At 31.1% G+C, this 13,765-nt stretch carries 8 protein-coding genes and 1 pseudogene; all 9 read left to right on the top strand.

The genetic code is table 11. From position 1 onward, the window contains the following. Positions 1-394: 394 nt before the first annotated feature. The 9 genes and pseudogenes from AB8U03_RS02900 (at position 395) to AB8U03_RS02860 (ending at position 13,757) form a co-directional block, all read left to right on the top strand. Positions 395-5,152, top strand: a complete 4,758-nt coding sequence (locus AB8U03_RS02900; protein ID WP_369703049.1) for an ATP-binding protein — start codon at positions 395-397, stop codon at positions 5,150-5,152. Positions 5,153-5,367: 215 nt separating this feature from the next. Further along, positions 5,368-6,513: a toll/interleukin-1 receptor domain-containing protein gene (locus tag AB8U03_RS02895; protein ID WP_369703048.1), complete on the top strand. Its 1,146-nt coding sequence runs from the start codon at positions 5,368-5,370 to the stop codon at positions 6,511-6,513. A gap of 82 nt (positions 6,514-6,595) precedes the next feature. After that, the gene (locus tag AB8U03_RS02890) at positions 6,596-7,438 is read left to right on the top strand and encodes a hypothetical protein (RefSeq protein ID WP_369703047.1); all 843 of its coding nucleotides are present in this window, start codon (positions 6,596-6,598) and stop codon (positions 7,436-7,438) included. 527 nt (positions 7,439-7,965) lie between these two features. Then, positions 7,966-8,280 carry a YdcP family protein gene (locus tag AB8U03_RS02885; protein ID WP_369703046.1) on the top strand — a complete coding sequence of 105 codons (315 nt, stop codon included), beginning with the start codon at positions 7,966-7,968 and terminating at the stop codon, positions 8,278-8,280. Between the two features lie 20 nt (positions 8,281-8,300). Next, entirely contained in the window at positions 8,301-8,693 is a 393-nt protein-coding gene (locus AB8U03_RS02880; RefSeq protein WP_369703045.1) for a YdcP family protein, read from the top strand. Between the two features lie 17 nt (positions 8,694-8,710). Continuing rightward, positions 8,711-10,078: an FtsK/SpoIIIE domain-containing protein gene (locus tag AB8U03_RS02875; RefSeq protein ID WP_369703044.1), complete on the top strand. Its 1,368-nt coding sequence runs from the start codon at positions 8,711-8,713 to the stop codon at positions 10,076-10,078. A 21-nt stretch (positions 10,079-10,099) separates the two neighbouring features. Beyond that, positions 10,100-10,366 (top strand): hypothetical protein, encoded by a 267-nt coding sequence (locus AB8U03_RS02870; protein ID WP_369703043.1) that lies wholly within the window; start codon positions 10,100-10,102, stop codon positions 10,364-10,366. 262 nt (positions 10,367-10,628) lie between these two features. Continuing rightward, positions 10,629-11,336 (top strand): annotated as a pseudogene (locus AB8U03_RS02865) (replication initiation factor domain-containing protein); the annotation flags it as partial. 612 nt (positions 11,337-11,948) lie between these two features. Beyond that, positions 11,949-13,757 (top strand): reverse transcriptase domain-containing protein, encoded by a 1,809-nt coding sequence (locus tag AB8U03_RS02860; RefSeq protein ID WP_369703042.1) that lies wholly within the window; start codon positions 11,949-11,951, stop codon positions 13,755-13,757. The last annotated feature ends 8 nt before the right edge of the window (positions 13,758-13,765 follow it).

The following is a 13,765-nucleotide window of genomic DNA, read 5'->3' as shown; positions in this document are numbered from 1 at the left end:
CTATTTCATGAGAAAAAGCAAGGGATTTTTATGGATTTTACTAGAGTTAATAAATTTTTTTATTTTAAAAGAATATTAAAAATGCACTTATTCATTATTTTTAGCTAAAAGGTATAATAATTTAAAGGGAAATATTACAATTTGTAGAATAATGGTATAGGAGGGCGTAATGTATAACACAGTTATTATGAGTAAAATTCGAAATGATGCAAATCAGACCAGCTTATCATTATGTCTATAATGTGAAGTTCATAAGACTAATAAAACTATTGGGGCTAAAAAATGATAGGTGGTAAATGGAGAAAAGTGGCATCAGTAATATACTTGTTCTTTCATAAATAAGTAATAATTATTAAAAGTATGAAAAATGATCGAAGTATTGGAGGTAAAAAGTATGACAATTCCAAGTAATTTATCAGCAGGAATTGCTGATCCATACTGGTATGAATGGTCTATAGGATTACTATATGTAGTTGATATGTTAAACGAAGATACTAATATCAAATCTGTAATACTGCAAGCATCTCAACTACAAGGGCTTGATGATGTTGTTATCAATTATAATGATGGAAGAAAAGATTGTATGCAAATTAAGCATACGAGAGAAAATGATTCTTTAACTTTCACTGATCTTATTTTAAAAGGAGATAAGAGTAATTCCTATTTGTCTCAATTTGCAAGGGATTGGAAAAAAATCAAGAAAGACGAAGGAATCTATTGTAAAGTTATCTTGTTTACTAATAGAAAGTTTGGGAAAAATAAGTATACGAAGGTAGTAGATAAAAACAATAAATACGAGCGTCCTGCACTCGAAGATTTTTGGCCATATATAAGAAATAAAATTAATGTTGCCAGATCATTAAAAGATATAGCAGTTGAAGAAACTTGGGAAATTGCTTGGAATGAGTGGATAAATGAGCTGTCTTTACTCGACTCAGAAGATGAAAAAATGGAATTTCTTAAGTGTCTTGATATTAAAGCAAATGAAGGTGATTTAGATATTGTTAGAAAAGAGATTATTAATAAAATCAGAGATACTTTTCGTGTTGGTGAAGATATTGCTATAGGACAATACCAGAAATTGTGCTATTCTTTAATGGACTGGACTACAACATTTAGAACGAGTGAAGAGATAAACAAAGAAGATGTATATCAAGCATTATCATTACATTCTGATTCATTTCAAGGTATACATGACTTAAAAGTTCCAAGCCCATTCTTTCCAAGTAGGATTCAATTTATTAATGATTTAGAGAGTAAGCTTAGAAATAGAGAACAGCCAGTGATATTTTTATCTGGTGACCCAGGTAGTGGAAAAACCAGTATTGTAAGCTATCTAACTAATAAAATTGATTCTGTGATTTCGCTGAGATTTTATTCGTATAAACCAATAACTCCAGAAGATAAATATTTACCAGCAGATAAAGGTGTTAGTAGTCCAAGAGCTCTATGGGGTGATTTACTAATCCAGCTTAGAAGTAGACTGAAAGGAAACTTATCAAAATATAGAGTTCCAATATCAAATGAGCTTATAGATTCTGATGATACATTGAGAAAAGAAGTACTAAGATTAGCTGAGATTTTGGCAAATGAAGAAAATAGAACAACTGTTATTGCCATAGATGGAATTGATCATGCTGCAAGAGCTGAAAGCCATAATACCTTCTTAGAAACATTAATACCTCCAGAAGGCGTACCTGATAAAGTGTGTTTTCTTATTGTAGGACAACCTATACTTGAATATCCATCTTATCCTGATTGGCTAAGTTATGAAAATGATAAATTACTTAAGCTTGAAATTCCAAGGTTGGGTAAATCAGACGTTATAGAGCTCTATAAAAAAGAAATCACCTCAATAAGTAAAGAATATACTGAATCAGTGATTAGGTTAATAATGGATATTTCTGAAGGGAACACATTACCTGTTATATATGCGGTATATGAGGCCAAACAATGTAAAAGTATAGAAGAACTAGGATTGAGGTTGAGAGAAAAGAATTTGTCCTCGGGGTTAATGGCTTATTATGAATATACATGGAAATCTGCCCTTGAACTAATACCGTCAGTCCTTTTTGTAGATTATTTATTAGCAGGTGCAATTGGATTAATAAATAGAAAACTTAGTTCGGAGTTATTAGCAAGTATTTATGATGATGCAAATATACAAGAAAGAGTTTGGAAGAGTGTATTAAGAAAGTTATATCCTGTCTTAATAGAAGAACAGGATGGCTTTAGAATTTTACATAATGATTTCAGAATATATTTAGAAAAATATTTGAGAAAAAGTCCAAAAGAAATGAAAGAAATAGCTTATAAAATAGCTAATTTCTATACTAGTAGGAGTGATGATTTTTTATCTAAACATGAAATTGTGTTTAGAATGTTAAAATTGGCAGAAAAAGAAGATAAATTTATTGATGTATTTACTGCGCAGTATGTTATGGAGGCAATAGCTTTATCAAGACCAATTATTGAAATTGAAGATCAATTAGAATTAACAATAAAATCACTTACAAAAGTATCTGATTTACGAAAAATAAATTCATTTAGTTGTGCTATTTCGACATTCTATCAGTTCAAACAATCTATGCAATGGCTTGATAAAGATTACCAAGGTACTATTAAGTTACCTTCTGTATTGCAATCTGAAAGTAAGGTAAAAAGTAAGGACTTATTAACTAAGTATGATTTAAATGATGTTTTGAACGAAGTACTTTGGCTTATAAATGAAAATGAAATCCCCAGAGCCAAAAGCATAATGGATAGATGGTTTAGTACATATAGTCCTGAAAATATTTTTGATTTGCTTCGTAGCAACAATGAAATCGAAATAAAAGATGGTAGATATATATTTGAACATTCGATTGGACCAATATTAGAAAAATGGGGTGAAGTATGTCAACACACAGGTATTAACTTTAAAAAAGAAAAAATTGATGATAATATTCCTGATTATTATAAAAAGGCAAAAGCATTATTTTATAGGGGCTGGCTTAAGGAAGGAGAACTATTTTGTGATGAAGAGAGCCTTGCGAGAACATTGAGTAGCTTGGGGATACATTATAGTAGGGATATGGAGGATTTTGTTTTAAGTTTAATTGATAAAAACAAAATTGAGCATGCAAAAATACTATTAGATAATTTTTATTCAAGAAACAATGGTTCAAAAATGTTTATTTTAAGATGTTTATTGTGGGTTATATTATCTGGAGATTCAGTTAGATTTAATAAATGGATTAAGGATATAAAAGAACAGGAATTCGATTATATTAAAGATGAGTATTTCGATTTAACTAAAGATTCGTTTGAAGGTTATGTTATCATTTCCTTTATATTGGCGTACTTACATAAGAATTTTGATTACATTATTAATAAGGTTTTGAATTCGTATAGAGAAGGCAAAAGTTCAAAAAGAGAGAAAATTGCTATAATGGATTTAGTTACAGTCAGCAGCTATCTTGGAGATTTAATTAGAAAATTTAAAGATGGACTACAACTAAATAATAGTGAACATAATGAGTTTGAATCAATTTTTAGAGTATTAGTAAATGATGATAATCCAATCGGACGTCATGAAGTGGGTGGCTTTGAAATTGAAAAACTATTAGTTAGAGTATTTATGTTTATTAATAATGAGGTTAGCAATTATTTTGATAGTGTTCTATATAAAGTAATAAAAGAACAAGTAGTTAAGCTAGACTATAGCAAGAATATTGATGTTTATTGGAATTACTTAAAAGATAAAAATGAAATCAAGTTATTAGATGATTTGTTTGAACACTGGGTTGGAGATAATGGAGAAATTTGGAAATCAGAAATATCTGACATGTATGATATAGGAGAAAAATTTATTTTTCTTGGTGGACTGGTTAAATGGTTATCTAGAATAGAGAAAGTTAGAGAGAAGCTAAATCGAAAATCTATTGGATATACAGGAAGAAAGGAATACTCTTTATATATGCCTTTAAGATGGTTTGAAACATTAACAAATTATAGCAACAATCACTGGGAGGATATTGGAGTTGAATTACTTAATGTTTCTGAAAATGCATCAAAGCTTGGAGATAATAGAGCAGGTGTATTTATTAATGCTTCAATAGCATCTAGTGCAGGAAAAATGGGGTATGGAAACCTATGGAGATTTGCTTCTTTACAAGAAGAATGGGATAAAGATTGGTTATATACTGTTTATGATGGTCTAATATCTTTACTTGAAGTTGCAGAGATTAGTAATGACGAACTTAAAAACATTTGGAGAGTGAGTGCAGCTATTTTTAAAATTAATAAGTATAGCAATAAATATGATAGTTCAAATAATATAAAAAAGGTTTATATACATGATTTAAGAACATGTATATTGTTAGTAGGAAAGAAATTTGGATATAAGGATTTGGATAATTCATTAAAAGAAATTGAAGAAGAGGAGTATCTTGCAGATAAAGGAACCTATGATTATAGATTGCCTGATAGATGGTTTGAAGATAAAAATAAATTTAAAAGAGATTTGTTGGAACTTAACGAGAAAATAGAAAGTATGTCTTGCGAAGAAGCTGTTATGTATGTAATAAACGATTACAATGAACAAAGAAATAAGGATGAAATGGATAATAATTTTAGATGGGATTATATAAGTGAAATAGTTAAAAAGTATGATGGAAAACTAAATATTGATAATCATATATTGCCATTGTTAGATACATTGCTTCAAAGAAAATATAAATACTCATGGGATTTTGATGGCGCTGATCGTGCATATGAAGCAGTATTTACTTTTTTAGATGACAAACAAATATTAAAAGTATTAAGCAGAATTGTTGAAGATTACAAAAGTGAGGAAGATAACAATGTAAGACTTACTTCAATCAAGAGTAACTTGGAATATTTTTCGTATTTTTATTATAAAAATCTTTCTGAAGAAGATATTGAAACAGGACTTGCTGAGATTCTTAAAACACATATATTATGGTTTACAGGAAACAACGTAATTGAATATAGAAGAGGCTTTGGATTTAACGGAGAAACGATTAATGAACCAGGAAGTTGGAATGAATTTTGTTATGATTTGTTAGATAAATTTTTATTATCAAAAATGGCAGATTCAATAAAACAGATTGAAGAAATTAAAGATATAAAACAAGATCTTGAGATATAAAAGAATATATGCTTCTATTATCAAAGTTAGTAAAATTTAGGGTGTCATAAAACAGCTAGATTAATAAGCTTCCTGTTAGGCTAATAACCGGAAGTTCAACAAGGTTTATGGAATAGCACAATGAGTATTAGTGTTTATCATGTGAAAAAAGGTCGATTTATAGATAAAATCAATTAGAAAATATTTGGACAATTAAATTAAATAAATAGATTATATTGAAAGAAGATGATTATATGTATAAACCTACAATTTTCTTTAGTCATTCGAGCCTAGATAGTTCAACCATTCTACCGATAAAAAATAGAATTACTGCAATAACTGCTAATGTCCTAGATATTTTTATGTCTAGTGATGGACAAAGCATACCGTTTGGGCACAATTGGGTACATAAGATTGAGGAGGGACTTAATAATGCCCAAATAATGTTTGTGTTTGTTACTCCTACCTCGATTGATTCCGCATGGATATATTTTGAGGCCGGATTTGCTTACTCTAAAAATATTGAAGTTATACCTGTTGGTATAGGTGTAAACATTGGTCAGCTTAAAGCACCACTCAATTTATTGCAGGGATTTGACATTAATTTGGCGGATAGTCTTAATAATTTCATTACTGTGATAAACAGAAAGTTTAATCTAAAGTTTAGTGAGGCATTTACAGAGGCAGATTATAAGGCAGTCTTTAGTTCTGTTACAGAATCCTCTTTGTCTTTACAACTAAGTGATATTTTTTCATATATTAAATATGAAAGGTGTTCTCAATATTATGATTCAACTAACAATAAAAATATTATAAGATACGATATTGATAAGTATTTTTCGGATATAAAAGAATATCTTGATTCCCAAAATATTCAATATGCGGCTTATCACAAGAAAGTTCTTGTTGGGGGTATACAAATTGAAATCGAGGGAGAAGAAAAGGAACCAACGAATGGTTACCCGAATCAAAATCATAGGCTTATAATAAAGCTATCAACGCAAAATTTTGCAAAGTCATTCAATTTATTGAAAGAAGTGGTTTTAAAAGCAGGAATTTGTAATAAGTGGATGGGTATGGAGTTTTATCTCAATAAAACTTATGATTGCTTAAATGATGAGGCAGCAATTTCTTCTGTGATATCGGATAATGAAGATATTTTTACATATGTAAAAGGAAATGTAGGCACCTATAAGTACAAAGAGAATTTTCATTTATGGATAAGGAATAAAAAAGAATTGGATTCGCGTAAGACAGATTTACATATAATCGGTATTTCATTTAAAATTGCAGAAGTTGATGCAGAAGCTGTTCTTGAGTTGATCGAAGAAATGCGACAGTGTCATCTGATTTTTAAGCTAAAGGAGTCTGGTAATAACTGATACAATTTTGATACACATAAAAGTGCAAAAAATTAGTAATAAACGAATCATAGAGAATGCATTAAAAAGGAGATGGTTAACTGTGTCTAGAATGAGCCATGCAAGGTATAGAAATTTTGAAGATCCTGTGAGCGCTATTGAAATTGATGAAAATTATAATTCATATAATGAAGAAGATCGAAGGCAGTTTAAGTGTATATTTTGCAATTCACAAGTGCAATTTTCAAGAGGTAAATCACATGATGATCCACATTTTAAAAATTGGCCTAATACTAATCATAAAGATGGGTGCTGTGTTCCTAATGCTGAAAAACAAAGGAATACTTTTAGCGGAGATGTAGACTTGGAAGTACTTGTTTCAACTATACTACCAAGATCAATGAGACTGGATACCCCTAATACTCCGCCTTCTGTTTCAAGAGGTAAGAGAGCCAAAAGATTTGGAGGAAAAACAACTCAAAAATTTATTTATCAAATTAAGAATCTCTTAGATTCTAAGAATAAATTTAACATCAAACCAGAATATGAAGATTTAAAATTATTAGTCGAAGATGGAAAGCAAGTTAGTATAAAAGATATAATTAAGACACAAGATGAGATAATTGATATAATAGATCAAAGTAATGGTAATGAAGTTATATGCATCCTAAGAGGTAACACCAGTAGACCATATAAAAGAGGTTCAAATTATGTAATTCCTATGACAAAGGGAAAAAATCCAGAGTACAAAAATTCTAAGAGTTTTAACTTATTTATAAGTTATGAATATGTTGAAAAAAACACTAATTTAGTAGATGAAATAAAGAACTCACTTATAATATGTTACGGGATAGCCGAAAAAACTAAATATGGCTATCAAATGGAGTTATATTCGATAAAAAATCAAGTAGAAATACTTAAACAATTTAAAAAGATTGAAATTTAAAAGGCAACTATTTCGGATATTAAACCTAATTATTAATGAATAAATGTTACTTTTCATCGAGCGGGAGGTTCATTAAATTATTAAATAGCATTGCTGAAAACAATAAAGCATTATTGAAATAGTAAACCAATAGACAAATTTGTAGAAGCTGAGTTGATATAATTTTAGCATAAGCTCTTTTGTATTTTTCTCATTATATGAAAAAAGAAATCTATTAATTAATTTTATTAGATTGTTTTTAGTTTAGGCGTTCAGAAATGAATGCCTATTTTTTATGAAAAAAATTAGAATGGATGTGATTCAGATACAAAGAAAAAATAAGGAGCGTTCACCTCCATTAAGAACTAATGAAATTTTTCTTATTCTGATTGATATTTACCTAAATGAATGGATTTTGTTAAAGGTGTATAGCACAGAGCTTACCCTTTATAAAATGCAATTAGTTAGGTGTCTTTTTATGGAACAGAATAGAAAAAAATCAGAAATAAATTGTTTATTTTAAATTAAAAAGAAAAGAGGTAACAAATATGGAATTAAAATATGTAATCCCAAACATGGAAACGACATTTGGAAACTTAGAATATGCTGGTGAAGGGAATATTGAACAAAGAAGAATAAATGGGCGTAATACGATTTTATCACGCAACTATAATTTATATTCTGATATTCAAAGGGCAGATGATATTGTTGTTATTCTTCCAGTTGAAGCAGGCGAAAAGCATTTTGAAGTTGAAAAAAGAGTAAAGCTCATTAATCCACGAATTACCGCAGAAGGTTATAAGATTGGAAACCGCGGATTTACAAACTATATTCTCCATGCAGACGACATGGTAGAAGCATAAGGAAAGGAAGGTAAATATATATGAGATTAGCAAATGGAATTGTTATTGATAAGGAAGCTACATTTGGAAATTTAAAATTTTCTGCTTTAAGACGTGAGGTACATTTACAAAATGAAGATGGTACAGTATTAGAGGAAATCAAGGAACGTACTTATGATTTAAAATCCAGGGAACAAGGTAGAATGATTCAAGTTAGTATTCCTGCTAGTGTACCTTTAAAGGAGTTTGACTATAACGCAGAAGTTGAAATAATAAAACCTGTGGCAGATACTGTTGCTAACGCCACCTTTCAAGGTGCAGATGTAGATTGGTATATCAAGGCGGATGATATTGTTTTAAAGAAACAGGTTTCTACTGTTAGCCAAAATCATCAATCACAGGGGAACAAAAATAATAGTAATAAAGTAGATTAGGAAAGGACATATAAGCTGTGAAGTACTATATATATCGTGGTAAGCGGATTCATGCTAAGGACAAAGACATTGTATTCAGATTTGCCGCTACGTATTTATTATCTATTTTTCTTCTGGTCATTCTGTTGCTCTATAGTAGAACAATTATGCGGATTGATTGGAAGAATATATCATTGTTAAATCAGGGTGAGGTTCACCTTGATATTCCATATATGATTATAAGTATAGTAATAGCAGTAGCTGTATGTTTAGCTGCTGCTATTATTTATTATAATCACTATATAGATTATATTAAGCAGTTATTTTATAGGCAGAAGATTGCAAGAATGATACTAGAAAATAAATGGTATGAAGCAGAACAGGTACAGTCAAACAGTTTTTTTAAAGATCTACCTTCTGGAAAAACAAAAGAAAAAATCACTCATTTTCCAAGGATGTACTATAAGCTAAAAAATGGCTTTATTCATATTCAAGTAGAAATTACTATGGGTAAATATCAAGATCAGCTATTACATCTTGAAAAGAAGCTTGAAAGTGGTTTGTATTGTGAACTTACTGACAAAGAATTGAAGGATTCTTATGTAGAATACACATTGCTTTATGATACAATAGCAAACCGTATTTCTATTGAAGATGTGCAGGCTGAACATGGAAAGTTAATATTAATGAAAAATATCTACTGGGAATATGATAAGCTTCCTCATATGCTTATTGCAGGTGGTACAGGTGGAGGAAAAAGTTATTTTATCTTGACATTGATTGAAGCTCTGCTACGTACTAATTCTACACTTTATGTTCTTGATCCTAAAAATTCGGACCTTGCAGACTTGGAAGCTGTTATACCGAATGTTTATTATAAAAAGGATGATATGATTGCGTGCATTAACAATTTTTATGAGGGAATGATGAAGCGTAATGAGAATATGAAACAAATGGAAGGGTATAAAACAGGTGAAAATTATGCTTATTTAGGATTGCCTGCTAACTTCCTCATTTTTGATGAATATGTTGCTTTTATGGAAATGCTGGGGAGCAAGGAAAGTACCGCAGTTCTTAATAAGTTAAAACAGCTTGTTATGCTTGGGAGACAGTCAGGATATTTTTTGATTCTAGCCTGCCAAAGACCAGATGCTAAATATCTTGGAGATGGGATTCGCGATCAGTTTAATTTTCGTGTAGCTTTAGGTCGTATGTCAGAAATGGGATACGGAATGATGTTTGGTGAAACTGATAAAGACTTCTTCCTAAAGCAAATTAAAGGAAGGGGGTATGTAGATACAGGTACTAGTGTTATATCTGAATTTTATACTCCTCTTGTACCTAAAGGGCATGATTTTTTAAATGAAATAGGTAAATTGGTTGTAAAAGCAGAGAAAACAGATTAACATTTGGAGGGTCTGAATTTTATGAAAGAAGTGTATTCTATTAAAAATGTTGAAGAAATTATAGGCTATGATGAATATATTAAGGATTTTGAAGAGCAGGCAGCGGAATATTGTAAAACTTCTGGTGCTAGAATATTACAAAGTGTTTTTTCTGAATTTACCGCTGATATGGAGTGTAGCGTTTATTTAGATTATGAACAAACAAAAGCAGAATATCCTATAAGATTTGAGTTTAATATTAACGTAGAAAATGGACAAGTAATAGTTGCCTATCTTGGTTTTAGCTAAGAAGGTTTAAAACAATAAAAAGCAGGCAGAACGGCCAGGCGGCGTGCGAAGCGAAAGCCGCAGGGACGGGCTAACCTGCTTTTGGTGTGGCGATAGCCACGCCATATATTAGCCCCCCGTATCTAACAGGGGGGCACAAATACAATAAAAAACAGTTTTAAAATCCTGCAAATACCTTATTATATAAAGGTTTCCGGGATTTTTTAAGGATGTCAACTACAACCCTTTCAGTTGACATCCTTTTTTTATTGGAGGGATGTAATTGAGTGAAAACAGCTTATGGGTACAGAAACTAAAGGAAAAGAGAACTTACTATGGTATCTCGCAAAATCGTCTGGCAGTTACAGCAGGAATCACAAGACAGTATCTAAGCGACATTGAAAACGGGAGAGCTTCACCATCGGAAGACATTAAAGAGACTATTTTAAAATCACTGGAACGCTTCAACCCGGATTCACCTCTTGAAATGCTGTTTGATTATGTGAGGATAAGGTTTCCTACTGTAAATGTAAAACATGTTATTGAAGATATACTGCTTCTTAAAATGAAATATATGCTTCATGAGGACTATGGATTTTATTCCTATGCGGAGCATTATGCTTTGGGAGATATTTTTGTAATGGTATCTACTGATGAAAAGAAAGGCGTACTTTTAGAACTTAAAGGACAGGGTTGCAGGCAATTTGAGGGATTTCTTCTGGCACAGCACAGAAGTTGGTATGATTTTTTTATGTGTGCAATCAGTGAAGGTGCAGTATTCAAGAGGCTTGACTTAGCTATAAATGACAAGGCAGGTATACTTGATATTCCAAAGCTCACTGAAAAATGCCGAAATGAAGAATGTATTTCAGTGTTTCGCAGTTTCAAGAGCTATCGAAGTGGTGAGCTTATACACCGTGAGGAAAAGGAAGCCATGGGAAATACACTTTATATTGGTTCACTGAAAAGTGAAATTTACTTTTGTATATATGTGCGCCCATAAGGGCTTGGTTTAAGAATGTGTAGTAACGATACACTAGGGTATAAATACCTTTAACGCCCTATCAACATTCGACTTATCTGAAAGGGAAACCAGACAGGGAGTGAAGCATGTCGAAAAAGTCATAAGTTAAACAGTTATCAGTTTACGACTGAATGGCGAGTTGAAAAATAAGAATAAGGATGAAAGCTAAACTGCCTGAATGACAGTCTGACTAGGATATAGAACCTCTTAACGGAACGATAACTATTTACGTTAAGTGAATTTGGGTAATACACACATCGTAGATACGTGTATTAATGGTATTTCCAGATTCAAGTCTTTTCATAGGAATAGATAAACAGACGAATGTCACATCCGCTATCTTATGTAGTTAGTCTACCAAGTACTAAATGGGGATTGCCTAAGTTAGAATGCTAGAAATAGCTATGTGCAATGCCAATATGGTGATAAATTTCAAGAGGAAACTCAAGAAAGATGGCACTGAATATCTAATATGGTAACGGAGATTTCGTAGTAGTCGGAGCTAGGGAAAGCCTAGTACAGGGCGAAGGGAATCAACTTATTAAGTTTAATGAATTTTAGGAAGGAGCGTGATGCTCAATGAGAAATCCAGAAGTGATATTAGACAATCTAGTCAAGCAATCAACAAAAGCTGAATATCAATTTCAAAGATTATATAGAAATTTATTCAACGAACAGTTCTATATTATGGCATATGGAAGAATTGCTCATAAAACAGGTAATTTAACAAAAGGTGTTGATAATGAAACCATTGACGGCTTTAGTATGAAAAAAATCCATCAGTTGATTGATTTAATGAAAACTGAACAATATCAACCAACACCTGTTAGACGAGTATATATTCCGAAAAAGAATGGTAAGAAAAGACCATTGGGAATACCAAGTTTCAAAGATAAATTAGTTCAAGAAGTTATCCGAATGATTTTAGAAGCAATTTATGAAAGTCAGTTTTCTAAATATTCACATGGGTTTAGACCAAACAAGAGTTGTCATACAGCTCTATCACAAATACAAACAAACTTTATTGGTACCAAATGGTTTATTGAGGGAGATATCTGCTCTTTCTTTGACAACATTAATCATCAAATAATGATTAATCTTTTACGCAAAAGAATTCAAGATGAGCGATTTATACGTTTAGTTTGGAAATTTTTAAGAGCAGGATATTTGGAAGATTGGAAATACCACAAAACATATAGTGGTACTCCTCAAGGCGGAATCATCTCACCTCTTCTTTCCAATATTTATCTTCGTGAATTGGACACATATATGGAAGAATACCGAACAAAGTTTAATAAAGGTAAAAAACGGAAAATGAATCCTGAATATCATAGATATGCAAGCAAAGCTTCTAAAAGGAAACAAAAGTTGAAGAATCTTGATATGAGCGATGGTGAACGAAATGTACTACTGCAAGAGATTAAAGAATTTAAAAGTAAAATGCATGAGTTACCATCAAAACTAGCGTTTGATGAAACTTTTAAGAGAATATCTTATACAAGATACGCTGATGATTTTATTATTAGCGTTATTGGTTCAAAGGCTGACGCACTAACTATCAAGAAAGACATTGAACAATTCCTTAATGAAAAGCTAAAAATCCAACTTTCAGAGGAAAAAACACTTATCACCCATCATTCTAAATTTGCAAAATTTCTTGGATATGAAATTACCATTTCAAGAAATCAAAATATTAGTACAGATTGCATGGGTGTTAAAAAGCGTGTACATGGAAGTAAAGTAAAACTCTACATTCCACAAAGTGCATGGGTAAATAAATTGAAAGATTTAGGAGCTTTTAGAATTGATAAAAATGGAACTTGGAAACCTACTCCCAGACCTTATCTGATGAACTTGAATGATTTGGAAATTTTAAGCACTTACAACTCGGAAATTAGAGGTTTGCACAACTATTATAAATTGGCAAACAATGCAACTGTTTTACAACACTTTGCTTATTTTATGAAGTACAGCATGTATAAAACCTATGCTTCTAAATATCAATCATCAGTTCGTAAAATTTTACGAAAGTATCAAGTAAATAATTTGTTTCAAGTTAAGTATGAAACAAAAAAAGGTACAAAAGTAAGAACCGTATATAACGAACGTATCGTGCGTGAGAAAAGACCAGATACAAGTGCTAACGTTGACAATATAGCTAATACGCTAGTTTATCGTTCACAAACAGAATTAACCCAAAGGTTACTGGCTGATAAGTGTGATTGGTGTGGTAAAGAAAATAGTGAAGTTGAAGTACACCATATACGGAAATTAAAAGATTTAAAAGGAAAAGCTAAATGGGAAAAAGCCATGATAGCTAGAAAAAGAAAAACCATGATATTATGCCATAAATGCCATGTGAATTTACATTATGGAAGACTAGATTAATAAGTGGA

The sequence above is a fragment of the Clostridium moutaii genome (assembly GCF_041205085.1).
GTDB classification, from domain to species: Bacteria; Bacillota; Clostridia; order Clostridiales; family Clostridiaceae; genus Clostridium_B; species Clostridium_B moutaii.
Note: the sequence above shows the minus strand (reverse complement) of the source record. Positions and strands in the feature narration are given on the sequence as shown.